The 23,786-nt window shown below is 49.8% G+C and carries 21 protein-coding genes; 5 read left to right on the top strand and 16 right to left on the bottom strand.

The window, feature by feature from the left end:
• Positions 1 to 6: 6 nt before the first annotated feature.
• Complete coding sequence (locus CFF01_RS18440; RefSeq protein ID WP_408640524.1) at positions 7 to 1,737, bottom strand: DUF885 domain-containing protein; 1,731 nt, start codon at positions 1,735 to 1,737, stop codon at positions 7 to 9.
• A 290-nt stretch (positions 1,738 to 2,027) separates the two neighbouring features.
• Between CFF01_RS18440 and add the strand changes: the two genes are divergently transcribed.
• Entirely contained in the window at positions 2,028 to 3,023 is a 996-nt protein-coding gene (gene add / locus CFF01_RS18435) for an adenosine deaminase (protein WP_088905762.1), read from the top strand.
• 57 nt (positions 3,024 to 3,080) lie between these two features.
• Here the strand turns inward: add and hemN are convergent, their stop codons facing one another.
• From hemN to CFF01_RS18405, 5 genes are all read right to left on the bottom strand, one after another.
• On the bottom strand, positions 3,081 to 4,457 hold the full coding sequence (gene hemN / locus CFF01_RS18430; RefSeq protein ID WP_081953858.1) for an oxygen-independent coproporphyrinogen III oxidase: 1,377 nt from the start codon (positions 4,455 to 4,457) through the stop codon (positions 3,081 to 3,083).
• A gap of 180 nt (positions 4,458 to 4,637) precedes the next feature.
• Entirely contained in the window at positions 4,638 to 5,105 is a 468-nt protein-coding gene (locus CFF01_RS18425; protein WP_033540381.1) for a DUF2489 domain-containing protein, read from the bottom strand.
• Between the two features lie 81 nt (positions 5,106 to 5,186).
• Positions 5,187 to 5,720, bottom strand: coding sequence for a Der GTPase-activating protein YihI (yihI, locus tag CFF01_RS18420; RefSeq protein WP_088905761.1), 534 nt, complete (start codon positions 5,718 to 5,720; stop codon positions 5,187 to 5,189).
• 48 nt (positions 5,721 to 5,768) lie between these two features.
• The gene (locus CFF01_RS18415; RefSeq protein ID WP_033540379.1) at positions 5,769 to 6,437 is read right to left on the bottom strand and encodes a methyltransferase domain-containing protein; all 669 of its coding nucleotides are present in this window, start codon (positions 6,435 to 6,437) and stop codon (positions 5,769 to 5,771) included.
• A 773-nt stretch (positions 6,438 to 7,210) separates the two neighbouring features.
• Entirely contained in the window at positions 7,211 to 7,831 is a 621-nt protein-coding gene (locus tag CFF01_RS18405) for a c-type cytochrome (protein WP_033540377.1), read from the bottom strand.
• 168 nt (positions 7,832 to 7,999) lie between these two features.
• Here CFF01_RS18405 and yihA point away from each other — a divergent pair, with 168 nt between their 5' ends.
• Positions 8,000 to 8,656, top strand: coding sequence for a ribosome biogenesis GTP-binding protein YihA/YsxC (gene yihA / locus CFF01_RS18400; RefSeq protein WP_033540376.1), 657 nt, complete (start codon positions 8,000 to 8,002; stop codon positions 8,654 to 8,656).
• A gap of 654 nt (positions 8,657 to 9,310) precedes the next feature.
• Here the strand turns inward: yihA and polA are convergent.
• A complete protein-coding gene (polA, locus tag CFF01_RS18395; RefSeq protein ID WP_088905759.1) occupies positions 9,311 to 12,061 on the bottom strand; it encodes a DNA polymerase I in 2,751 nt (916 codons plus the stop codon).
• A gap of 387 nt (positions 12,062 to 12,448) precedes the next feature.
• Here polA and elbB point away from each other — a divergent pair, with 387 nt between their 5' ends.
• A complete protein-coding gene (elbB, locus tag CFF01_RS18390) occupies positions 12,449 to 13,102 on the top strand; it encodes an isoprenoid biosynthesis glyoxalase ElbB (RefSeq protein ID WP_033540374.1) in 654 nt (217 codons plus the stop codon).
• A 61-nt stretch (positions 13,103 to 13,163) separates the two neighbouring features.
• Here the strand turns inward: elbB and glpG are convergent, their stop codons facing one another.
• The 5 genes from glpG to CFF01_RS18365 form a co-directional block, all read right to left on the bottom strand.
• Complete coding sequence (gene glpG, locus CFF01_RS18385; RefSeq protein WP_088905758.1) at positions 13,164 to 14,000, bottom strand: rhomboid family intramembrane serine protease GlpG; 837 nt, start codon at positions 13,998 to 14,000, stop codon at positions 13,164 to 13,166.
• A gap of 17 nt (positions 14,001 to 14,017) precedes the next feature.
• Positions 14,018 to 14,323, bottom strand: a complete 306-nt coding sequence (glpE, locus tag CFF01_RS18380) for a thiosulfate sulfurtransferase GlpE (RefSeq protein ID WP_088905757.1) — start codon at positions 14,321 to 14,323, stop codon at positions 14,018 to 14,020.
• Positions 14,324 to 14,411: 88 nt separating this feature from the next.
• A complete protein-coding gene (gene tdh / locus CFF01_RS18375) occupies positions 14,412 to 15,437 on the bottom strand; it encodes an L-threonine 3-dehydrogenase (protein ID WP_033540371.1) in 1,026 nt (341 codons plus the stop codon).
• A gap of 10 nt (positions 15,438 to 15,447) precedes the next feature.
• Positions 15,448 to 16,641: a glycine C-acetyltransferase gene (locus CFF01_RS18370; protein ID WP_088905756.1), complete on the bottom strand. Its 1,194-nt coding sequence runs from the start codon at positions 16,639 to 16,641 to the stop codon at positions 15,448 to 15,450.
• 400 nt (positions 16,642 to 17,041) lie between these two features.
• A complete protein-coding gene (locus CFF01_RS18365) occupies positions 17,042 to 17,695 on the bottom strand; it encodes a TetR/AcrR family transcriptional regulator (protein WP_033540369.1) in 654 nt (217 codons plus the stop codon).
• A 259-nt stretch (positions 17,696 to 17,954) separates the two neighbouring features.
• Here CFF01_RS18365 and waaA point away from each other — a divergent pair, with 259 nt between their 5' ends.
• Entirely contained in the window at positions 17,955 to 19,220 is a 1,266-nt protein-coding gene (waaA, locus tag CFF01_RS18360; RefSeq protein WP_088905755.1) for a lipid IV(A) 3-deoxy-D-manno-octulosonic acid transferase, read from the top strand.
• A gap of 34 nt (positions 19,221 to 19,254) precedes the next feature.
• Here waaA and CFF01_RS18355 read toward each other — a convergent pair whose 3' ends face one another.
• The 4 genes from CFF01_RS18355 to rfbC form a co-directional block, all read right to left on the bottom strand.
• Entirely contained in the window at positions 19,255 to 19,980 is a 726-nt protein-coding gene (locus tag CFF01_RS18355) for a 3-deoxy-D-manno-octulosonic acid kinase (protein WP_088905754.1), read from the bottom strand.
• Between the two features lie 66 nt (positions 19,981 to 20,046).
• Positions 20,047 to 20,928, bottom strand: coding sequence for a dTDP-4-dehydrorhamnose reductase (gene rfbD, locus CFF01_RS18350; RefSeq protein WP_088905753.1), 882 nt, complete (start codon positions 20,926 to 20,928; stop codon positions 20,047 to 20,049).
• Positions 20,925 to 21,998 carry a dTDP-glucose 4,6-dehydratase gene (gene rfbB, locus CFF01_RS18345; RefSeq protein ID WP_232479478.1) on the bottom strand — a complete coding sequence of 358 codons (1,074 nt, stop codon included), beginning with the start codon at positions 21,996 to 21,998 and terminating at the stop codon, positions 20,925 to 20,927. The genes rfbD and rfbB overlap by 4 nt, the downstream gene beginning before the upstream one ends.
• 4 nt (positions 21,999 to 22,002) lie before the next feature.
• A complete protein-coding gene (rfbC, locus tag CFF01_RS18340) occupies positions 22,003 to 22,551 on the bottom strand; it encodes a dTDP-4-dehydrorhamnose 3,5-epimerase (RefSeq protein WP_088905751.1) in 549 nt (182 codons plus the stop codon).
• Between the two features lie 124 nt (positions 22,552 to 22,675).
• On the opposite strand from rfbC, the gene CFF01_RS18335 reads away from it, so the two are divergent.
• Positions 22,676 to 23,719, top strand: a complete 1,044-nt coding sequence (locus CFF01_RS18335; protein WP_088905750.1) for a glycosyltransferase family 9 protein — start codon at positions 22,676 to 22,678, stop codon at positions 23,717 to 23,719.
• Positions 23,720 to 23,786: the final 67 nt, after the last annotated feature.

Below are 23,786 nucleotides of genomic sequence, written 5' to 3'. Positions count from 1 at the left end.
TGCACATTACAGCTTGGTTTGCGTCTTGATAAAGTCGTCTATCTGCTGCTCAAGTATTGCCATGGGGACAGAGCCATTAGCGAGTATGGCATCGTGAAAGGCACGGATATCAAACTTGTCGCCTAACTCGGCTTCGGCCTTTGCCCGCAAGCGCTTAATGGTCAGCTCACCAATCTTGTAGGATAGAGCTTGCCCAGGCCAAGAGATATACCTGTCAATCTCAGTAGTGACATTGTGTAGTGACAGCGCGGTATTGCTGGCCATAAAGTCGATCGCCTGTTGACGAGTCCAGCCCTTGGCATGCATGCCTGTATCGACCACCAGGCGGGCAGCGCGCCACATCTCATAGGTCAGGCGGCCAAAGTTGCTGTAAGGGTCTTGGTAGAAACCGCCTTCCAACCCCAGATACTCTGAGTAAAGTCCCCAGCCTTCACCAAAGGCCGAGATATAGCTATAGCGACGAAATTCGGGCAGCGAGGTGAGTTCCTTATTGAGGGAGATCTGCAGGTGATGGCCCGGAACGGCTTCGTGTAGGGTGAGCGCCTCCATTTCATAGAGTGGTCGTTTGTCTAGGGCGTAGGTGTTGACCCAATAGTAACCGGCTTGATCATCACTGTTGGAGCCTGAATAACGTCCTGTAGTGTATTTAGGGGCGATCTCTGCAGGAACCTCTTGAATGCCGTAAGGCGTGCGCGGAAGTTTGCCGAAATACTTTGGCAGCATGGCGTCGGCCTTCTTGGCGATAAAGGCGGCTTCTTTCAGCAGCTCTTCTGGCGTGGTGGCGTAGAATTGAGGATCGGTACGTAGGAAATGCAAAAAGTCGGCAAAGTCACCCTGATAGCCGAGCTTGTCGATGATAGTCTGCATCTCGTCGCGGATGCGTTTGACCTCTTTAAGTCCAAGTTGATGAACCTCGTCGGCGGTCATCGGCAGAGTGGTGTAATAGCGCACGCGGTTTTCATAGAAGGCTTTGCCATCGGGGAGATCTGCCGCCGCAATGCTCTGCCTTGCACCAGGAATATATTCCTGGGTCATAAAATCATAGAAGGCTTGATAACTAGGTAGTACAAGCTGTTCAATTAAACGCTTGCCTTCGGCTTCCATCTTGCCGCGCTGTGCCGTGGTGAAGTGCTTCGGAAATTGAGTAAAGGGTTTGTAATAACCACTTTGATCAACCGGCACAATAAAGGCGCTAATACTATCTTCGAAGCCGGTTAATACCACTTTGGCGGGAGTGATCCCCTCTGCTAATCCCTGTTTGAGCCAGTAGGTTTGCTGGTCAAAATACTTAGGTAGTGCCTTAAGCTTGCTCAGGTAGTTCAGGTAATCTTCTTCGGTATTGAAATTGCCTTTGGCCATCGAGGCTATATAGGCGTGAAAGCCACTCTCAGCGGTAATGGGCAAGTAATGGTCGTGAAAACGATAGAGATCGACACTGTTTTGCAGTTGATATTGCAGTATCTGGGCGTTGATACGGGCTTCTTGATCCAGTGTCGAGAGATCTAATGCTGTTAGGCGGGCCAAGAGGGCAAGATTAGCGGTATTCATTCGCGCCAGCGCTTCCGGAGAAAGATCTTCTAGTTTTCCTGCCGCAGTCTTATCTCCCCTTGCATAGGCCATTTCTGGACTAGACTCTACTCTAAGCTGCCAAGCATCTTTAATGATACTCTGTAGTGCTTGTTCGCTGCCTTGAGTTGCGACTTGAGGTGTATTGACGGCATCGTTAGAGGGAGCCATTTGGCAGGCACTGAGGCTAAGTATGAGTAGGCAGGGAGCTAAGGGTCTATACATAAGTGTTCCTGTTGTTGTGATTATTATTCGCCCAGGAGTGGGTGTCATGATTATGCAATATTCAATTTTAGGGATCACCCGTATTGCGGAGAAATTTTCTGCAAAACTTGTAACAAAGATCAATTGAAAGCTGAACATAAGTTATGCATGCCGCTAAAAAATGCGTGTTATAGTTGCAACAACTTCAGACCAAACAAAAAATAATATTGGCTGAAGGGTTCACATAGGGGTTAAATATGATTGATACATCCATTCCGTTGGTGGATCTGCATCGTCACCTTGATGGTAACGTCAGGGTGGAAACGATATGGGAACTTGGCCATCAACATAACATAGCGTTGCCTTCAGAGACTTTAGAAGGTTTAGCGCCTTTCGTTCAAATTCAGGGTAAAGAGTCGAGTCTGGTCGCTTTTTTGAAAAAGCTAGACTGGATGGTTGCCGTTCTTGCCGATCTTGATGCGGTTAAACGTGTTGCCTATGAAAACGTTGCCGATGCGGCGATATCTGGGCTCGATTATGCTGAGCTACGTTTCAGTCCTTACTATATGGCGATGAACCACAAATTACCGATTGAAGGTGTGGTTGAAGCCGTTATCGATGGGGTTAAAGCGGGTATCAAGGAGCATGATGTGAAGATCAACCTGATCGGCATCATGTCGCGTTCCTTTGGTCAGGCGGCCTGTATGCAAGAGCTTGAGGCCCTACTGGCCCATAGGCAGCACCTGGTGGCGATGGACTTAGCGGGGGATGAACTAGGCTTCCCTGGTGCTCTGTTTAACGACCACTTTAAGAAAGTGCGTGATGCCGGCTTAGCCATTACTGCCCACGCTGGTGAGGCTGCTGGTGCAGAGAGTATGTGGCAGGCGATCACTGAGCTTGGTGCGACCCGTATTGGCCACGGCGTGAATGCTATCCATGATCCTAAGCTGATGGAGTACCTGGTGGCGAATAAGATCGGAATCGAGTCTTGCCCTACCAGTAACCTGCATACCTCAACTGTTACCAGCTACCAGGAGCATCCACTGCGGACCTTTATGGAGGCCGGTGTCTTGATTGGTCTAAATACCGATGATCCCGGTGTTAGTGCGATCGATATTAAGCATGAATATCGTACTGTGAAGCAGGAGATGGGCTTTAGCGACGCTGAGCTGGCTCAATTGCAACGCAACGGTGTCGAAATGGCCTTTATCTCGGATAGTGAGCGTAAGGCACTCTATGCCGCTAAGGCGTAACCGAGGCATAAACGAAAAAGCCGATGAATAATCATCGGCTTTTTTGTCTGTCGGGTGTTAGATGACCCGAGAGAACTGCTGCTGACGTGCCTTATCGCGATAATAAACGTCGAAGCAGATACAGATATTACGGATAAGCAGGCGGCCCGTTTCACCAACGGTGATCTTTCTGTCGTTCACCTCAACCAACTTGTCGTCGATAAAGGTTTGGAGCAGTTTAAGATCTTCGGCAAAGTACTCTTCAAACTTAATGCCTAATTGCTGATCTATCTTGGCCATATCCAGGTCGAAATGGCAGATGAGCTGCTTGATCACCACGCGACGGATCTCGTCATCGCGGTTGAGTTTGCAGCCTTTCCACAGCGCATGACCTTTCTCATCTACCGATTCATAGTAAGGACGAATATCCTTCTGGTTTTGGGCGTAACAATCGCCAATCTGGCTGATTGATGACACCCCAAGGCCGAGCAAATCACACTCTTCTTGGGTGGTATAACCCTGGAAGTTACGGTGCAGGCGTCCTTCGTTTTGCAAGATAGAAAGTTCATCATCTGGCTTAGCGAAGTGATCCATACCGATATACTGGTAACCTGCGCCGGTCAGCGTCTCGATAGTTTGGTGCAACATTTCCAGCTTTTGCTGCGGACTCGGCAGATGCTCATCTTTAATCTTACGCTGTGCTGCGAAGCGTGCTGGCAGGTGGGCGTAGTTAAAGACTGACAGTCTATCGGGAGACAGATCTAGTACTCGCTGCATGGTCTCTGCAAAGCTTTCAGGTGTCTGGTGCGGCAGGCCGTAGATAAGGTCTATGTTAGTCGACACAAAGCCCATGGCTTTCGCCTTGGCGATCAGGTCGAAGATAAACTGTTCATCCTGCTCACGGTTAACAGCAATCTGAACCTCTTTGTTAAAGTCTTGCACGCCGACCGAGATGCGGTTGAAGCCCGCTTCTTTTAAGGTATCGAGCATGGATAGCTCGATTTCGCGAGGGTCGACCTCAATAGAGTATTCTCCCTCGTCGGCAATATTGAAATGCTCTTTGAGTAGTGCCGACAGTCTGAGGATCTGCTCAGGGCTGAGGAAAGTCGGTGTACCGCCACCCCAGTGGATCTGGGTGACTTGATAGTGTTTGAACAGCGGAGCGCGCTTGACGATCTCTGCGGCAAGGTACTCGATATATTGATCCGCCTTATGCTGATGGCGGGTGATCACCTTATTACAGCCACAGTAGTAGCATAGCTTGGCGCAGAAAGGGATATGCAGATACAGCGACAGCTTATTGCTCTTACTGTTGGCAATAGAGGTGAGCAGATCTTCTTCGGTGAAAGAGTCGTCAAATTCTAAAGCGGTCGGATAAGAGGTATAACGGGGACCGCTGTAATTGTATTTTTCGATCATTGACTGATCCCAACTAATTTGGGTGGGCTGCTTCAAGGCGTGTCCTCCGAAGGTGGTAAATTAGCAACTAGCGAAGTATGCAATGTTATTGAGTGAATAACATTGATCCAGGTTGCAAATTGGCACTGCAATTTATGTTAGCTGACGAATATCCTTGTTTTCGGCTTAAATGTCTTGGTTTAAAGCCGTTTTTGTGCGCCGACTCACGCCCTAATGTTAGTGGCTGAGATGGGCGTATGCTTTCACCAGGAGTTTGGCTTCTTCTGTGATTTCGACTTCAAGTGCGGCTTCTGATTTCATTCTTTCGAAGTCGAGCTTCATGCGCTGCTGTTTCTCTAACGCTTTGCGCTGTTCCATGATGGGATGAGTCTTGATGATATCAAAATGCTTAAAGAAAGCAGGGTATTGATGTTGTACCTGTTCACTCTGGCCTAAGATCTCAAACAACTTGCCGATACGCATCACTCCTTCGGACAATTCACAACGCTCTTCAAGCATGGCGGCAGCAATATAGTGAATATTGCCCAGCAACTCTTTCTCTCGCGCTTCACTGGCCGCCTGCTGTGCGGCTAATTGGGCAGCCTGCTGCTGCGTTTGTTTTTTCAGCTTAAGCAGCAGATGCAGGGCATAGCCGCCAAGACCTAGGATGATAAGGGCACCAATGATGAGTAACGTCGTGGTCATGTTGAGATCCAGGTTTGTGTTTATCTAGGTGGGATAGAGAAATGGCATCAATACTGATGCCATTTGTGTGCGTCTTTAGGGCTAATTTTTCTCTTGATAGTCTTTTAGCAGATCGGCGCCAGATTCGAACTTATCGAGGAGATCGTCGTCAGAGCGGGCAGCGGTTTGCATCACATGCTCTAAGTCATCTTCTTCTGAGATGCCTAAGCGTTCCATCAAGCGCTCGATTTCGGTGAGCTGTTTCTCTAGCCAGGCTTGATCGTCAGCATTGAGATCTCGGCCCTCTTCGATCATATCGAGAAGTTTGTTGAGTCTTGGATCTTCCTCTAGCTTCAACAGCTTCTGCTCATCACTCATCTTAGGCGCCTTCGGTTTTTTCTCGACCGCTACAGTCGCTGGCAGACTGAGCGCTACCGGCTTCTTACTGCCATGGCGTGGATCTTTGGCTTGCGCTGCACCCGATTGTTGCTGCTGGATCTGCTGCTCGTTATGTCGACTACCCGCTTTATTACCCGACTTCCGCTTCTTACCTGTGACGACACGGTCTTCTTTCTTCGTTCTGGGTGGACGTTTTGGCGCATTCTCATTGATCTTGCGCGTTTTTTTACGGGACATAACGTTAATCTCAACTACAAAAAATCGTGAACCTATTTAACCTAGTGGTTAGATAAGTGAACTTGGGTCGCGTGTTATACCAGATCTTGTTGGTTTTTGCACCAAAATGAGATCCTTTGACGCGAATAATAGCCTAAACTCGGCCTGGCGTGCCAAATATTGAAAGGTGGCTTCCTGATAAAAGCTGACATGAGTCAGATTGTTCTTGTGGTGCCACTTAGGAAAGCCCTGTAACTCCGTGAGTAACTGGGTACTGATAGCCATCCATCCACCGGGTTTGAGTAGCGAGCAGAGCAACTGCCACTCTTTTCCCGGAAAGCGAAAGTGTTCAAATACCCGGTAGCAGCAGATAAAGTCGTATTTTAGTCGCAGCAGGGTGTGATCCGCAGCGAAGTTTGGATCGTACTGATTGAGTGTATGCCCTCTTGCCTCGATGGCATCCATGGCCTGCTGCTCCAGTAGACGCCCGAAGTTGAGTCCAAGCAGTGGCCCCTGAATCTGCTGCTCACATTGTGTGATCAGGCTGGATAAGAATTGCTGTAGCGGTTTGTGCTTACTATTGGCCGAGCGATAGCGCTTCAATTCGGCGCTTGGGGGAAGGTGGGAGCTGGCATCGGCAAACAGGAGCATGCAACGTTTACATCGATAGATAGATCTTTTTCTATCTTGATAGAAAGGAGAGGTATTGTCGCTAGTGCACAGGGGGCATCTTCGCATGGGTGAGGCATGACTCTATAAAAGTGATTCGACAGTCTTCGCTTAATTAATTTACTTTAGCCTAAGGCTAAACAGAAGCGTATTTTTGCTTAGATATAAAAAAAGGCGACAGTATGACTGTCGCCTTCCAAAAAGTACCAAAGGTACTCAATTCTGATTCCAAGTATCCTTACTTGCTATGCGACTTTCCCAGTCGGATTCCATCTTATTTTTTAATCTGCTTTCCATGCATAGTTATTTTAGTTTTCGGTCTTCCAGACGCTTTTTTTCTTTCCCTGTCGCCTTCCTGACCACAGCTTCCGTAGATGGTCTTCTTGACACATCACAATCCATATCGTCATCTTTGACGCCTAATAAACCATCCTTGTTAGGTTTACTTTTAAGTTCAGCAGTAAGCAGTTCCACTGTTTTCTGAACTGTAAGGAAAATGCTAATTAGCGCATTGGCCTTCCTAACCAATATCCTTACTAAATCATAATGACCTGACTTCAGATGCGAAGTACTTCTCTTATTATTTTTAGTGAGTGGTCTAAGTATTATTATTATTTTTGCTTAACTTTATTCTTATATCTTAAATGATTTTACATACCGAAATCTGTTCATTGTTATTAGATAGATTTTATACAAACAGTTGGGTTCACCTCGGTACGGGCACAATTAAAACGAAATCTGTGATCTATGTCAAGCACCAATTTTATACAGTTTACGTAAACGTAAAGTTGGAAGTGTAAAAAAGGGTGGAAACTTCCACCCTTTGACTATCTAGCAATAATTTACTTAATGCTTGATATATATTTAGATAATGCTTCGATGTCTTCGCTAGTAAGCTTCTTGGCAACATCCTGCATCATGCCGTTTAAGTCGTTGTTACGAGTTGTATCATGAAACTTATTCAGCTGGATCTTGATGTAGTTAGCGTGCTGACCTGCAATTGCTGGGAAGCCGGCAGCTTCAGAACCCTGGCCGCTTGGACCATGGCAGGCGATACATGCGGTTATACCACGTACGGCATCTCCACCTTTATATAGTTGTTCGCCAAGTTCAGGCACATCTTTTACTTCGCTAACGGTAAGCGTTTGCGAAGTATAGTAAGCCGCTAAATCTTCGATATCTTGATCAGACAATGCTGCCGCCATTGGGCTCATCATAGGATCGTTACGGCCTTCTTTACCGCCTGTGTGAGCAGCTTGACGTAATTCGGTTAGCTGCTTCTTCAGGTAGGTTTCTTGTTGACCCGCAAGCTTGGGGTACATGTCGATCATACTGTTACCATCAACACCGTGACAGGCAGAACAAATGATTGCTTTAGTTTTTCCCGCTTCAGCATCACCTGCTGCTAGAGCCGGAGTTGATAGAGTGGCTAACATTGATAGCGCAATAGCTAACTTTTTCATGGCGTTCCAACTTTTAGTTAAATTTTTTGTCCTGAGCTTACGAGAGTGACCTGCAAGCGTGATAAAATATGATTTATGTGATCGGGGTAATATTTTACACGAAATTGTGCAAATGTAAGCAAGTCTTCGATATTTAAACTGAAGAAATAACAATTTTTGGAGTGGGTAGTGACTGATTCTCGTATCGATTTTCGACAGGCCAAGTTTTTGATTAGTGCGCCGGATATTGCGCATTTAGATGAACACTTGCCCGGTGATGTAGGCGTCGAAATCGCCTTTGCTGGTCGCTCTAATGCTGGGAAGTCGAGCGCATTAAACCAATTGACTGAGCAGAAGAACCTGGCAAGAACCAGTAAGACACCTGGACGTACACAGTTAATTAATGTGTTTGCACTCGATGAACACAGACGATTAGTGGATCTTCCGGGTTATGGATTTGCCCAGGTGCCATTGGCGATGAAGAAAAAATGGCAGCAAGCGTTAGGCCAATATTTGCAAGAGAGAGCCTGTTTAAGTGGGTTGGTGGTGCTGATGGACATACGCCATCCCCTCAAAGATCTCGACATGCAGATGATTGAGTGGGCGGTGGATTGCAATATTCCCGTACTGGCGCTGCTGACCAAGTGTGACAAGTTAGCCCAAAGCGCCAAGATGAAGACGGTTAACGAGGTACGTAAGGCCTTAGCCGACTTTGGTGATGGGGTTAAGGTTGAGCCTTTCTCCTCGCTAAAGGGAACGGGTAAACCTAAGGTGCTGAGCATACTCAATGAGTGGTGCCACCCAGATTGGTTGGTAGAGGCCTTGGCCGACGCTGAACAAGAGTAGTGATATCGATAGGCAAGTGAAGCGCCTCCTATTTTAGGAGGCGTTTTTTTATACCTAGTTTATTGAAGGCAAAAAAAATGCCGACGGTTACACCATCGGCAAAAAATACATTAGCTCTTTTGGGGAGAAGCTAAATTTCAACAAGACTCAAGTTCTATTAGTCGAAGACCAATAGCTCTCAATGACTATAGGATAGCCTGAATCGCCATCCATTTAAAGTATTTGCTCTAAAATAAATTTCAGACGAAAAAAAGCCCCAGCAAGTAACTTGCTGGGGCGCCAGAATTTGGCTTTCACTTAACGTGAAATAAAAAAGGTCTGAAAGATAGAACATCTTAACCTCTGTACCCTACGCAGAGAATAATACTGCATTGGCCGTATTATGGGAAACTGTTTTTTGTATTAAACGACAATAATGTGAGCGATGTCTAAAAATGTGCTCAATAAAAGCACAGGTTTTTGATCTGAAAATTACCAAAATTACCCTTAAAAGAGATGTTTAGCTAAAAATCGCTCTTGGGTGAAAAAATATTACTAATTTTGGTGATTTTTCCAGCTCAGCCTTGAGATAGGGCTAGATTTTCGAGAAGGCAGGCCTTTATCCATCAAAAAGCCCCAGCAGGGCTGAGGCTTTTGGTATTGAGATGGCAAAAGTTAGTGAGCTTGTTCCCAGTTATCCCCTATGCCCGCCTCCGCCAGTAATTCGACATCGAGTGAGGCTGCCTGAGCCATCAGCTCACATACCTTGAGCTTAAGCGACTCGGCTTTGTCGGCGTCGACCTCAAACACTAATTCATCATGTACTTGCATAATCATAGTGATCTCCCCTTGGGTATCTTGGTCGATCCACTGAGCAATATTGATCATGGCTTTCTTGATGATATCGGCGGCGGTTCCCTGCATGGGGGCGTTAATTGCGGCGCGCTCAGCTGCTTGACGGCGCATGGCATTTCTATCCTTGATGGCCGGTAGATAGAGTCTGCGACCATAAAGGGTAGACACATAGCCCTGTTCGGCAGCGGCGGCACGCGTGTCCTCCATATACTTGAGCACGCCGGGATAGCGCTTAAAGTAGATGTCGATATATTGCTGGGCCTCGTGACGTGGAATATCGAGTTGGCGTGCTAAACCAAAGGCCGACATGCCATAGATGAGACCGAAGTTCACCGCCTTGGCGCGGCGACGCTGCTCGTTGGTGACTTCACTGAAATCGACACCAAACACTTCGGCGGCGGTGGCGCGATGAATATCCTTACCTTCAGCAAAGGCGGTAAGTAGCCCCTTGTCTTGCGACAGGTGCGCCATGATCCTGAGTTCAATCTGCGAATAGTCGGCGGCGAGGATTTTACGCCCCTCTGGCGCTACGAAGGCGTGGCGAATGCGGCGTCCTTCTTCGGTGCGGATAGGAATATTCTGCAGGTTAGGCTCGCTGGATGACAGACGCCCCGTGGCGGCATTGGCCTGATGATAGCTGGTATGTACCCGGCTGGTTTTGCCATCGACCATGAGTGGCAACTTGTCGGTATAGGTGCTCTTGAGCTTAGACAGGCTTCTGTGCTCCAGGATGATCTTAGGCAGCGGATAGTCCAGTGCCAGCTCGACCAATACCTCTTCGGCGGTGGATGGTGCGCCTTTAGGTGTCTTTTTCAACACAGGGTAGCCAAGCTTATCGAAGAAGAGGGCTTGTAGCTGTTTGGTGGAACTTAAGTTAAATGGCTCGCCGGCTATCTCGTAGGCCTTCTGCTCAAGTTCATCGATCTTACGTGCCAGCTCTTCACTTTGCTGGCCTAGTACCATGCTATCGATCAATACCCCTTGGCGCTCAATTTGTGACAAGACGCTGACCAGAGGCAGTTCTATGTCGGTAAATACACTGGCAAGTTCTCCCGCCTTCTCTAATCTTGGCCAGAGGTGCTGGTGCAGTCTAAGAGTGATATCGGCATCTTCGGCGGCGTAAGGTGCGGCCGTCTCCAGTGAGATCTGGTTAAAGGTCAGCTGTTTTACCCCTTTACCTGCTATCTCCTCAAAGCTGATGTTCTTATGGCCTAAATACTTCAGTGCCAGGTCGTCCATATTGTGCTTAGACGCGACCGAATTGAACACATAGGATTCGAGCATGGTATCGAAGGCCACACCTCTAAGTGTGATGCCGACATTTGCCAGTATGCTCATGTCATACTTAAGGTTTTGGCCGACTTTAAGTATCTTGGCGTCTTCCAATATCGGCTTTAGCTTAGCGAGCACCTGCTCACTGTCGAGCTGTTCTGGCGCATCGGCATAATCGTGTGCCAGTGGCAGGTAAGCTGCTTTACCTGGCTCGATGGCAAAAGATAGCCCGACCAGTTTGGCCTCCATATAGTTGAGGCTGGTGGTCTCTGTATCCAGGGCAAACAGCGGCGCTGTGGTCAGCGCCTTGAGCCACTCATCGAAAGCTTCCCAGGTAAGAATGGTTTCGTACTGAGTATCCACGGTTTGAGGCGCCGGCGCTTCGTCGGCCTCATCTTGATTTTCTGGTGCTGATTTATTGTCTAACACCTCGGCTAGCCAGCGTTTAAATTCCATTTCGCCATAGCATTTGATCAGTTCGTCGCGATCGGCGTCTTGAATATTGAGTTGGTGCCAGTCTTGTTCCAGTTCGACATCACACTTGATGGTCGCCAGCTCATAGGAGAGTTGGAGCATGTCGCCATGTTCGGCGAGTTTGGCTGGCATGGTCTTGGCGCCTCTAAAGCCGAGTTCTGGCATTTTCTCTGGATTGGCGAGGATCTCCTTAATGCCGCCGACGCCATTAAGCATTGCCAGCGCTGTTTTCTCACCAACGCCCGGCAGGCCAGGAATGTTATCGGCCTTATCGCCTTGCAGCGCTAATAGGTCGATAATCAGTTCTGGGCCGACACCAAATTTCTCGCTGACTTCTTGAGGCCCAAGGATGGTGTTGGTCATGGTGTTGATTAGGGTGATCTGCTCATCCACCAATTGCGCCATGTCCTTATCGCCCGTGCTGATCAGTACGGCGCGGCCTTCTTGGCTCGCCTGTCTAGCGATGGTGCCTATGACATCATCGGCTTCAACGCCGGGAACACAGACCAAAGGCAGGCCCAGGGCGCGAATGATACGATGCAGCGGTTCGATTTGGCTGCGAAGATCGTCCGGCATCGGCGGTCGATGAGCCTTGTATTCGGCATACATCTCATTGCGGAAGGTTTTGCCTTTGGCATCGAAGACCACGGCCATCTGGGTTGGTTTATATTGTTTGAGCAGGCTGCGTAGCATGTTGATCACGCCATATACGGCCCCCGTGGCTTCACCCTTGGAGTTGGTCAAATGCGGCGGTGCATAGTAAGCGCGGTAAAGATAGGAAGAACCATCCACAAGGACGAGTGGGTTTTCAGCGATATTAGGCATAATGTTATCTATTTTTCGGTATGCGATGATGGCGCTAGCATGCCATATTAGGGCGATTTCGGCCACGCCAAATTACTCAGCAGCCTGTGGATAAGTCTGTGAGCTAAAAAAGTTTCAGCGAGTTGGGATCACGACGACGAACTTAAGCGGGTGATGTAACTTGTTGATTTTTATTTGTATTATATTTTTTTGTGAACTAGGTATTACTTCCGAGTAAAATTTCCTAATTTGTGGATTTTTTATTTTGTCATCCATATTTATGCTCTGACTTGGCGAAATGGTTCGGCCTTGTTAGAGTCGATGAACTAACTTAGCATGAAAAATAATCAGATCAAGCCTTTTGTTATTTGATTGTTAAAACTATTCGGTCTATCAAAGGAGTTTTTAATGAAAAAATTTGCTGTTTTATTAAGCGGAGCGGGCGTGTTCGATGGCAGCGAACTTCATGAGGCGGTATTGACCCTGCTGTCGCTGACTCAGGCCGGAGTAAGCTATCAATGTTTTGCTCCCAATATCCAGCAGATGCATGTGGTAAATCATCTGACGGGGGAAGTGGCGGCCGATGAGCATCGTAATGTGCTGGTGGAGTCGGCGCGTATTGCCCGCGGCGATATTAAGGCGACTGATGAGTTGGATATCGAGGCTTTCGATGGACTGGTGATCCCTGGTGGTTTTGGCGCGGCGAAGAACCTGTGTAATTTTGCCGTGGTTGGCAGCGAGTGTGAGGTGGTACCTAGCGTTAAGGCCTTTATTAACGAATTCGTTGAGGCCCATAAGCCTGTTGGCTTTATCTGTATTTCACCTGTGATGATCCCTAAGCTTTATGGCGAGAAAGCTAAAGGGACGATAGGGCACGACAGCGACACGGCTCACGCGTTTAACCTGATGGGCGGCGAGCATGTGGATGCTAATGTTGAGCAGATAGTCGTAGATGAGCCCCGCAAGTTGGTGAGTACACCTGCCTATATGTTGGCTGAGAATATTGCCCAGGCCCATATAGGTATTGAAAAGCTGGTGAAGAAGGTGATTGAGCTGGCGTAATTTCAGTAAATTGAAGAAGGGACCACATACTGTAGGTCCCTTTTTCGATCTTAGGCGGGTATTAGGTGCGTCGACGACTGTCGATAAAGCCCTGTGCTAGTCCAACTAACAGGCCGCCGATGTGGGCCCCGTTGGCAATGGAGAGACCGAACATGTCGGTGAAGCCGAAGACTAACCAGACCAACATAAAGCCTATGTAGGCAGGGGGCAGGCCTATTCCTTTCTCGGGACGTTTGATGCCCATGATCCAGGTGTAACCCACAACCGCATAGACCACACCCGACAGGCCGCCGAAGTTAGGCCCGCCTATGGCATATTGCAGCAGGTTGGGCAGGGTGCCTGCGATCAGTAGTAAGGTTAAAAGGGGAGTCACCCCTAGCTTGTTTTCAATCTTGCCCCCCAGATACCACCACCAGAGCAGGTTAAAGATGATATGCATGGCGGAGAAGTGCATCAGGCTCGGAGTAAATACTCGCCATACCTGACTGACATCGCTGCCCGGGTCGGCGCCAAAGAAGGAGAGCGCCTCGAAGATAGGATTGGCAAAGCCGAAGATAAAGCCGAGATAGATTAAGGTGCAGCTGAGCATGACGCTGAGGGTCAAGGGGCCAGCACCCGATAAAAACTGAGTAACCAGCTGCAGTCCCGGTGCGCCATAATCTATCTTAGTGCCTGTGGTGCCGTTGTCCCAGGAGGCTTTAAGATACTTGTCTTCATAGGGGTTGCGAATAAAGTGGTCATACTCCTGCTTGGCTATGCCATAGTCTTGTTCTTTCATTACAGAGAGTATGACGCCATGCTCAGCATGCTGTAGCTGGCAGTCTATGCCCTGTCCCTTAAGGTAATCGATCAATGCCTGTGCGGCACGTTCGTTGGGAAGATGACCAAGTTCCAGCATAGGATGACCTCTTGCAGTTAGTGGGCTTCTCGCCAGGCCTGAAAGCCACCGTCCAGGCTGTAGACCTCATCAAAACCCTGCTCATGCAGATATTGCGCGGCATTTTGGCTACTGATGCCATGATAACAGACCACGACCAAGGGGCTATCCATATCGGCTTCGCCGATAAAGTGGGCCAGATTTTCGTTGTTGAGATTCGTTGAACCGGGGATCTGCCCCGCCTCAAAGCTGGCACCGTCGCGAATATCGACTACCTGCACATGGTTATTTTCGTCGAGCATCTGAATGAGTTGATTCACACTCAGGTGTTGGAAAGCAGACATAATCAACCTGTAATGAATAAAGAGGGATAAGTTAAGTGTGCAACACGGGGCTGTGAGAGTACAGCCCCGTATGGCTTAGGCTAAGGGATTAATCCCAGCTAAGGATAACCTTGCCCGATTGGCCCGAACGCATAGCGTCGAAACCTGCTTGGAAATCATCGACATTGTAGTGATGTGTGATAATAGGTGAGATATCCAGACCCGATTGGATCAGGCTGGCCATCTTGTACCAGGTCTCGAACATCTCACGGCCGTAAATCCCTTTGATGATGAGTCCTTTGAAGATCACCTTACTCCAGTCGATGGCCATGTCACCGCCGGGAATACCCAGCATAGCGATCTTGCCGCCGTGGTTCATGGTATCTAGCATGGAGTGGAAGGCGGCCGGAACACCTGACATCTCGAGGCCGACATCGAACCCTTCGGTCATGCCCAGCTCTTGCATCACATCTTCCAGTTTCTCCTTGGCCACGTTAACGGCGCGGGTTGCGCCCATCTTCTTGGCAAGTTCCAGACGATATTCGTTCACATCGGTGATCACCACATGGCGCGCGCCAACATGACGACAAACGGCGGCGGCCATGATGCCGATAGGGCCTGCGCCTGTGATCAGCACATCTTCTCCTACCAAGTCGAACGACAGTGCCGTGTGTACCGCGTTACCGAAAGGATCAAAGATAGAAGCCAGATCGTCAGAGATATCGTCGGGGATCTTAAAGGCGTTGAAGGCTGGGATAACCAGATATTCCGCAAAGGCACCTTCGCGGTTAACACCGACACCAGAGGTGTTGCGGCATAGGTGAGTGCGGCCCGCACGACAGTTGCGGCAGTGACCACAGGTGATATGACCTTCGCCAGAGACGCGATCGCCAATCTGGAAACCACGTACTTCCTGGCCAATTTCGACCACTTCACCTACATATTCATGACCAACGACCATAGGCACAGGAATGGTGTTTTGCGACCACTCGTCCCAGTTGTAGATATGGACATCGGTGCCGCAGATGGCTGTCTTGCGGATCTTGATCAATAGATCGTTGTGGCCAACTTCAGGTTTTGGCGCATCAACCATCCAGATGCCTTCTTCAGGCTTGAGTTTGCTTAAGGCTTTCATCGATAGACTCCTAGATAATTCCCATCTCTTTGGCGATGCGGGTGAAGGCATCGATGGCGCGATCTAGCTGCTCGCGAGTGTGGGCGGCTGACATCTGAGTGCGGATACGTGCCTGACCCTTAGGAACTACAGGGAAGGAGAAACCGATCACATAGATGTTCTCTTCCAGCAGACGGTTAGCAAAATCGCTCGCCAATTTGGCATCGCCAATCATCACTGGGATGATGGCATGATCCGCGCCGCCCAGGGTAAAGCCTGCCGCAGTCATTTTTTCGCGGAAGTAACGGCTGTTTTCCCATACGGCTTCGCGCAGTGCCTGGCCAGACTTTAGCATCTCCAGCACATGGATTGAGGCGGTGACGATAGAAGGTGCCAGCGAGTTTGAAAAGAGGTAAGGACGCGAGCGTTGACGTAACCAGTCGACGACCTCTTTCTTCGCTGAGGTAAATCCGCCTGACGCCCCGCCTAATGCCTTACCCAGGGTACCTGTGATGATGTCGACTCTGTCCATCACATCGCAATATTCGTGAGTACCACGACCGTTTTGACCGATAAAGCCCACAGCGTGAGAGTCATCGACCATGACCAGAGCGCCATACTTATCGGCTAGGTCGCAGACTCCTTTTAGGTTGGCAATCACGCCGTCCATAGAGAATACGCCGTCGGTGGCGATGAGGATGTGACGGGCACCAGCTGCTTTGGCTGCTTGCAGTTGGGTCTCCAGATCGGCCATGTCGTTGTTGGCGTAGCGGAAACGCTTTGCCTTACACAGGCGCACGCCGTCGATAATTGATGCATGGTTCAGAGCGTCAGAGATAATGGCGTCTTCGGCGCCCAGCAGGGTTTCAAAAAGGCCTGCGTTGGCATCGAAACAAGAAGAGTAAAGTATGGTGTCTTCCATGCCGAGGAATTCACTCAGGCTGGCTTCCAGCTGTTTATGAATATCTTGAGTGCCACAGATAAAGCGCACCGACGCCATACCAAAACCATGGTCGTTCAGGCCTTGCTGTGCAGCGGCGATCAGCTCTGGGTGGTTCGCCAGGCCTAAATAGTTGTTGGCGCAGAAGTTCATCACTTCATGGCCGTTGACTTCGATTTCAGTCTTTTGAGGAGAGGCAATAACGCGCTCGCTCTTGTATAAGCCTTCCGCTTTCACTTCAGCCAGCTGCTGATTGATTTGATCGTAGAATGAGGTCGTTGCCACCTGTAGTCTCCTTCTTTTTTGTCTCATTTTAGTTTTTATGCTTTGCCCTGTGTCTTGGGGAATATCCAAAACTTGAGTAAAGGCGATAAGTTAGGAACCATCTGTTACGCATAAGTCAGGCTTGTCGTCGTCTGGCGTCACCTTGATCAATGACTGACTAAGTTTAGTTCAGTTTTAACCATCTTTTTGCGCTGGCATGCTTGCCAGCAGAGGCTCGGCCCTGGATACGAATAGCGCTAGGCTGGCCGAATTCTAACCTTAAACCCGGCCAGCGCCACATTTTTTTTTGCGCTATTAACTAAGCTAGTGCTAACTTAACTTTCGCATAACAATTAATAATGCGAAATGCTACAACCACCGCCTGTGAATATCGGCGGCGAAGAGGGCATGGTAAGCAGGATTAGTCTTCTTCCTGCTCCGCTTTGGCCAGTGCTTTATAATGCTGTTCTAGTCGAATAAAGGTAGGTTTGGCCGACTCGCTGGCGTAAGCCTTGAAGATCATTAATACCCTTAGCAGACCTTCATAGAGGGAGGTTTTGGTGATCCTGGTGGTCTCTGAGTGGGTGAGTTCGTTGCTTATCCAGAAACAGGCTACCATACGGATAGTGTCGGCTAGCGGGGTGATCTCTTCGTCGTCGATCACCAGAACACCATCTTGTTTTAACTGGGTCAGGATGCTGGTGGCCCGCTTAAGTACCTGTTCATGAGTAACCGTATATTCTTTGTTAAGCACCTCATCGCGGCTGAGAATGATCACCAGATTGGCGTACATGAAGCGGAATTGCCACAGGGTATAGAAGAGAGCATCGAAGTAGCCGATCAAGAGGTCAACATCCACCTTCTTGCCTTCATAGGGTTGAAACCCTGACTCCAGGTGTTGTTCGTAGAGCTTGAAGATGGAGCGAATAATGTCTTCTTTATTGCGAAAGTGGTAGTAGAGATTGCCAGGGCTAATCCCTAGATGCGCGGCAATATGGTTAGTGGTGATACTGCGTTCGCCATGTTCGTTAAACAGGGCTAGGCTGGCGTGGACGATTTTGTCGCGGGTTTTCATCTTGATCCTAAATGAGGTCGGTTAATGGCCATGGAATAGAATTGAGTAAAGGCTCCAGTTGAAAGTTAACAGCCAGCGGGCAAATGTCAATCTATGGCTACTCAGACCAGTGACTAATAACACGCTGTTTTTCTGCCATTTTATATTTCGCGTAACAGGCGAGTCTCCAGGGTTCATTTGGCTTATCTGACGCTTACTGTCTGGCTTATGTTACTATTAACCCTAATGAATCCTTTGCCCTATTCAAGTGCCGACTGATATGAATCGTCCTTTATATTCAGCATTATTGTATTTGCTGACCCCGTTACTGCTGGTATATCTGTCCATTCGAGCCCTTAAGAGCCCTGATTACCGAGGCCGTTGGTCGGAGCGCTTTGGCTTGTCATCCCTTGAGGCGACAGATCTGCTGATCCATTCTGTCTCTATGGGCGAGACTCTGGCCGCTATTCCCTTGATTAAGCAGATACGTGCCGCCTACCCCAAATTGAACATTACCATTACCACCACCAGCCCTACCGGATCGGCAGAGGTGATTAAAGCCTTTGGCGACAGCGTGCAGCATTGTTATCTCCCTTTCGATCTGCCCTTGTGTGTGGCGCGTTTTTTGGGGCAGCTACAGCCTAAGCAGTTGATCATCATGGAAACTGAGCTTTGGCCCAACCTCATTCACCAGGCTAAGAAGCGAGGCATTAAGCTGATGCTGGCCAATGCCAGGTTGTCGGAGAAGTCGGCCAAGCAATATCAGAGTCGCCCTAGATTGTCGCTGCCCATGTTGCGCTCACTGGATCTGATTGCAGCCCAGTCCACCCAGGCGGCGCAGCGTTTTATCGACTTGGGTGTCGATGCCAAGCGGGTGAAAGTGACGGGAAGTCTTAAGTTCGATCTGACGATTCAGCCAGGACTGTTAGAGAAAGCTAAACAGCTAAGGAAACAGTGGCAGCGAATGGAGACACCCGTATGGGTGGCGGGCAGTGTGCATCCCGGTGAGTTTGATCTTATGTTAGAGGCCCATAAGAGCCTGTTAATACGCTTTCCTCAAGCATTACTGGTATTGGTGCCAAGACATCCGGAGCAGTTTGAGGCTGCAGCCAGCCGGGTCAAGGCGGCTGGCTTTACACTAGCGCGGCGCAGTCACCTAGAGACGGTGGATGAACACACTCAGGTGGTGCTCGGCGATACTATGGGCGAATTACTCAGTTTCTATGGCGCGGCGGATCAGGCTTTTGTCGGTGGCACCCTGATTGAAAACGGTGGGCATAACCCCTTGGAGCCTGCTGCCATGGGCTTGCCTGTCTATGTCGGTCCTCATCACTGGGATTTCGCCGAAATCACCCAGTTGTTGCAAGAGGCTGGCGCATTACAGCTGGTGTCGTCAGCCGATGAGTTGGCTCAGCAGTTGGTGAGTCGCTTTGATGATAAGGCGGCCTATATTGTGGCCAGAGAGGCAGGGCTTAAGGTAGTAGATACTAACAAGGGCGCGTTGGCGGCGCAGCTAGCCCTTGCATGTGACTTGATCGATGCATAACGCGCCTGGCTTGGGCGCGCTTCTAACGACTTTCTTATCGCTTGGCGTAACCGGTTAATAGTTGCTGCCAATTCTCCTCGGTAAAATGCAGCGAGGGTAACTTACCTTGCTCCTTCTTGAAGGAACGCAGCAGGCGATCAAGATTGGCCTGTTGCCATTTGCTGTCGGGACTGCGGATCTCACCACGGTCGAAATCAATCAGGGTAAAAGTGTCATCGGCCAGCAGTATGTTTTTGGCATTGAGATCGGCATGGTAAACGCCGCGGCGATGGAACTTGGCAATGCTTGTGCCAAGGGCTTGCCACTGAGCTTCAGACATGGGGGTTTTGCTCAGCACGGCGACAAGATCTTGAGCGCCGGGAATGCGTTTAATAATGATATCGCCGCGATAATGGACGCCACTGCGCTTTATCTGAGCCGCAACGGGTTCCGGCACGGCAAAACCTTCCTCGAAAAGCTGTTCTAACAGGGTAAATTCGGCAATCGCCCGGCAACGTTTCAGCCCGGTATAGAGATAGGCATCACGGCTGACTTTTTCCATCATTCCGCCGCGATAATAATGCCTGAGTACCCACTCTTCATTCTCTGTGCTCACCAAGGGGTGAGGCTTAACAAACCAAGTGGTGTAACGCCCTTTGGATGAACCTGTGACGGCGCCCAGCTCTTGCCAGTAATCGAAGGTGAACCAGTCTGGGGTGATCGCCTTGAGCGAGGGGTGACGAAAGGCGATATAGCCGGCATCGGTAGGTTTTAATTGCATAGATTCACTGGCTCAACGGGCTTGGATGTTTGCTAAGGGAAGATTGTACCCGATATTGGCGCCCTGTCAGCCCTCTTTCGACACTTGTTGTAGCACCTGATAGAGATTCTCTTGCCAGCTTTTGGCTTGCAAAATCGCCTGGGACTGGCTGCAATCCAGGGCGCTGTATCGCGGGCGAGGCGCCGCCGCACCATAGGCCTGAGTGCTGATGGGGTTGATGGTTGCCGCTTGGTTAAGTAGGCCTAAGGCGTTGGCGGTAGCTGAAATCTGTCGGGCAAACTCATACCAAGTTGTCACGCCAAGATCGCTCCAGTGATAGATGGGCGACGGCGACGAAACCTTTGTGAGCTGCCAGATAAATTGGCTCAAGGCGATGGCCGAGGTGGGTGTGCCCCACTGATCGTCAATCACGCTAAGCGCTTTGCCTTGGCGCATCAGGGCCAGCATGGTCTTAACAAAGTTATGCCCAAAGGGAGAGTAGAGCCAAGCGGTCCGCACTATGCAGGCATGGCCTTCGTTGTACTTCAGCACCGACTGCTCACCACGCCATTTAGACTCGCCATAACGACTGATAGGACGGGGAGTATCACTCGGACGGTAAGGTGTTGGCAGCTGCCCATCGAATACTCCATTAAAAACATAGTCGCTTGAGAGGTGGATAAGTCCAATGGCGTGTCTGGCGCAGTGCTCGGCCAAGTTCTCTACCGCCAGATGATTGAGCTCGAAGGCGGCCTGGCTATCTGTCTCGGCTGCGTCGACTTGAGTATAGCCGCTGGCATTGATCACTATTCCATATTGCTTTTCTGTGATGCGCTGCCTGAGCTGGACATGATTGCAGATATCCAGTGCTTGCCGGCCAAGATAGTCAACCTGGTAGTGCTCTGGTTGAGTTGCACTTAGGGCCTGGGCAAGCTGTCCATGTTTGCCGATCACTAAGATAGGTTTCATTGTGTCTGGTCCGTAACGGCCTGGCACCAATCCAGATGCTTGAGATACCAGCTGACCGTCTTTTCAAGCCCGCTGGCAAAGCTTTCACTCGGCTGCCAGCCCAAGGCTCGGCTGACTTTACTGGCATCGATGGCATAGCGGGTATCATGGCCAGGTCTGTCGCTCACGAAATGAATGAGCTGTTTGAAATCGCTAATAGTGTGAGGTTTTTCAGCGACTTTTTGATTTAGTAACTCACAGATTAGGCTGACAACATCGAGATTGGTCATCTCATTCATGCCGCCTATATTATAGCTCTCTCCCTCTTCACCATTTGCGGCGACCAGGCACAGCGCCTTGGCGTGATCTTCGACATAGAGCCAGTCACGAACCTGTTGGCCATCGCCATATATAGGGATAGGCTTGCCTTGCAGAGCGTTGAGCAGGGTAACCGGAATGAGCTTTTCCGGATATTGATAGGGCCCATAGTTATTGGAGCAATTAGATAGCACAACTGGTAAACCATAGGTACGATGCCAGGCCTTGACCAGATGATCTGCTGCGGCCTTGCTGGCCGAGTATGGTGAACTGGGGGCGTAGGGGAACTGCTCGTTGAAGTATCTCGCATGACCCAATTCACCTAAGTCGCCCAAGTCGCCAAACACCTCGTCGGTCGAGACATGGTGCAGACGAAAGCGCGCCGCCATCTCTATCGGCAAGTTGCGGTAATAGTCTAGACATTGCTGCAGCAGCTCGAAGGTGCCGACAATATTGGTGTCGATAAAGGCTCGCGGCCCCTCGATTGAGCGGTCCACATGGGTCTCCGCCGCCAGATGGATCACCAGATCAATCTGGTGTTGCCTTAGGGCTTTGCCCAGTGTGTCGCCATCATTGATATCCGCCTGGATAAAATGGTAGTTGGGATCTTGCGCCACAGATTTGAGTGATAGCAGGTTGCCAGCATAGGTGAGCTTGTCATAGTTCACCACCAGGCAATCGCCTAGGGCGATCAGATGACGGATTAAGGCTGAGCCGATAAAACCGGCGCCACCAGTGACTAAGATACGGCGCCGAGCGAGAGGGTTATGCATCTCTTTAATCATAATATGCGGCCTGACTAAACGAGCTGGCAGCCAGGTCTTTGGCTGACAGTATCGGCGATGGCTCGGCTAGCAAAGGCCAGGCTATGTTGAGGGCGTCATCGTCCCATTTGATGCTGTGCTCGTCATTGGGCGCATAGTAGTCGGTGCACTTATAGAGGCAGTGAGCCTGATTTGAGAGCACATAGAAACCATGGGCAAATCCCGGGGGCACCCAGAGTTGGCGCTTGTTGTCTGCAGAGAGGATATGCCCCGTCCACTGACCAAAACTTGGGCTGCTGCGGCGCAGATCGACGCAGACATCAAAGATCTCACCGTAAACCACACGCACAAGCTTGCCCTGGGGGCTGGTCAGTTGATAGTGCAGTCCTCGCAGGGTGCCTTGCACCGAGTGGCTTTGATTTTCCTGCACAAAGTCGAGATCCGCTATCTGTTGCTTGAAATCGTCTTGGCGAAACGTTTCGAAAAAACAGCCACGCTCATCGCCGAATACCTGAGGTTCGAGCAGTTTGACATCTGGAATTGGCGTGTTGAGAATTTTCATCCTGTCACCCGGCCGCGAAACTGGTTTTTTTATGCCCATGGCGGCCTAATCATGGAACCTAGGGACATTCTACATTAAACTCGGTGCGGATCCTTACTCCCTTAAATCTCTCAATGGCCCCTATATGAGCTTGAATTTGCAGACTGCCCAATCTTTGTGTCTTCTACGTTTATCTGCCATCGGTGACGTGTGTCATGCGGTGGCCATGGTGCAGGCCATTCAGCGGCAATATCCACAGCTTAAGATCACTTGGGTGATTGGCAAGGTGGAGTATCAGTTGCTTAAGCATCTTCCGGATATAGAATTTGTGATCTTCGATAAGTCCCAAGGCTGGCGCAGCTACTTTAACCTGCGCAGCGCCCTTAAAGGACGTCGTTTCGATCTGCTGCTGCATATGCAGGTGGCACTCAGGGCGACACTCGCCTCATTAGCCATCCCGGCTAAGATACGTGTGGGCTTCGACCGAGCTCGTGCCAAAGAGGGTCAGTGGCTGGTAACGAATCACAGAGTTGAACCCCTGGCGACTCCCCATGTGCTTGAGGGATTCATGGGGTTTGCCAAGGCCGTGGGTGTGACAGATATTCAGCCCAAGTGGGACATTCCCGTACCCGCCGCAGATACCGAGTTTGCCAGAGGCTTGATCCCTGATGGCGACAAAACCTTAGTGATCTGCGCGGCAGCGAGTAAGGCCGAGCGTAACTGGTTACCAGAGCGTTACGCTCAGGTGGCTGACCATGCCTTGGCTCAGGGATATCGCGTCATACTATGCGGTGGCCCTGTACCGATGGAGCGGGAGTTAGCCGAGGCCATCCTCACACATGGCGATGCCCGCATAGAGAATCAGGTGGGCAAAACTACCTTGACGCAACTGCTGGCGCTGCTCAAGCAGGCAAGCATAGTGTTGGCGCCAGACACTGGACCTGCACACATGGCGGTGACTCAGGGCACGCCGGTTATCGGTCTCTATGCCCACTCTAATCCTGGGCGGACAGGCCCATATACCTGTTTAAACAATGTGGTCAGCGTCTATGAAGAGGCGATTGCCCAGCAAAAAAGCGGTAGTGTGCCTTGGGGGACGCGCGCCAAGGGCGAGCATTTGATGGCGTTGATTCAGGTAGCGCCTGTGCTTGAGCAATTTGATCGTCTCTCGCAACAAGAGTGCCAATGATGGTAGACTTCAGGTTTAATTGGTCAGTTGGATCACAGTCCGCTAGATCATGCTGTCAAGGAGCATG

The organism is Shewanella marisflavi (assembly GCF_002215585.1).
GTDB lineage: Bacteria > Pseudomonadota > Gammaproteobacteria > Enterobacterales > Shewanellaceae > Shewanella > Shewanella marisflavi.
The sequence above is the reverse complement of the archived record's forward strand: the minus strand, read 5'-3'. Positions and strand labels throughout refer to the sequence as shown.

Bases quoted from the DNA above. Each gene is read 5' to 3' on its own strand.
- CFF01_RS18440 (WP_408640524.1), bottom strand. From the start codon at position 1,737: ATGGCTCCCTCTAACGATGCCGTCAATACACCTCAAGTCGCAACTCAA.
- add (WP_088905762.1), top strand. From the start codon at position 2,028: ATGATTGATACATCCATTCCGTTGGTGGATCTGCATCGTCACCTTGAT.
- CFF01_RS18425 (WP_033540381.1), bottom strand. From the start codon at position 5,105: ATGACCACGACGTTACTCATCATTGGTGCCCTTATCATCCTAGGTCTT.
- yihI (WP_088905761.1), bottom strand. From the start codon at position 5,720: ATGTCCCGTAAAAAAACGCGCAAGATCAATGAGAATGCGCCAAAACGT.
- CFF01_RS18415 (WP_033540379.1), bottom strand. From the start codon at position 6,437: ATGCGAAGATGCCCCCTGTGCACTAGCGACAATACCTCTCCTTTCTAT.
- CFF01_RS18405 (WP_033540377.1), bottom strand. From the start codon at position 7,831: ATGAAAAAGTTAGCTATTGCGCTATCAATGTTAGCCACTCTATCAACT.
- polA (WP_088905759.1), bottom strand. From the start codon at position 12,061: ATGCCTAATATCGCTGAAAACCCACTCGTCCTTGTGGATGGTTCTTCC.
- elbB (WP_033540374.1), top strand. From the start codon at position 12,449: ATGAAAAAATTTGCTGTTTTATTAAGCGGAGCGGGCGTGTTCGATGGC.
- glpG (WP_088905758.1), bottom strand. From the start codon at position 14,000: ATGCTGGAACTTGGTCATCTTCCCAACGAACGTGCCGCACAGGCATTG.
- glpE (WP_088905757.1), bottom strand. From the start codon at position 14,323: ATGTCTGCTTTCCAACACCTGAGTGTGAATCAACTCATTCAGATGCTC.
- tdh (WP_033540371.1), bottom strand. From the start codon at position 15,437: ATGAAAGCCTTAAGCAAACTCAAGCCTGAAGAAGGCATCTGGATGGTT.
- CFF01_RS18365 (WP_033540369.1), bottom strand. From the start codon at position 17,695: ATGAAAACCCGCGACAAAATCGTCCACGCCAGCCTAGCCCTGTTTAAC.
- waaA (WP_088905755.1), top strand. From the start codon at position 17,955: ATGAATCGTCCTTTATATTCAGCATTATTGTATTTGCTGACCCCGTTA.
- CFF01_RS18355 (WP_088905754.1), bottom strand. From the start codon at position 19,980: ATGCAATTAAAACCTACCGATGCCGGCTATATCGCCTTTCGTCACCCC.
- rfbD (WP_088905753.1), bottom strand. From the start codon at position 20,928: ATGAAACCTATCTTAGTGATCGGCAAACATGGACAGCTTGCCCAGGCC.
- rfbB (WP_232479478.1), bottom strand. From the start codon at position 21,998: ATGCATAACCCTCTCGCTCGGCGCCGTATCTTAGTCACTGGTGGCGCC.
- rfbC (WP_088905751.1), bottom strand. From the start codon at position 22,551: ATGAAAATTCTCAACACGCCAATTCCAGATGTCAAACTGCTCGAACCT.
- CFF01_RS18335 (WP_088905750.1), top strand. From the start codon at position 22,676: ATGAGCTTGAATTTGCAGACTGCCCAATCTTTGTGTCTTCTACGTTTA.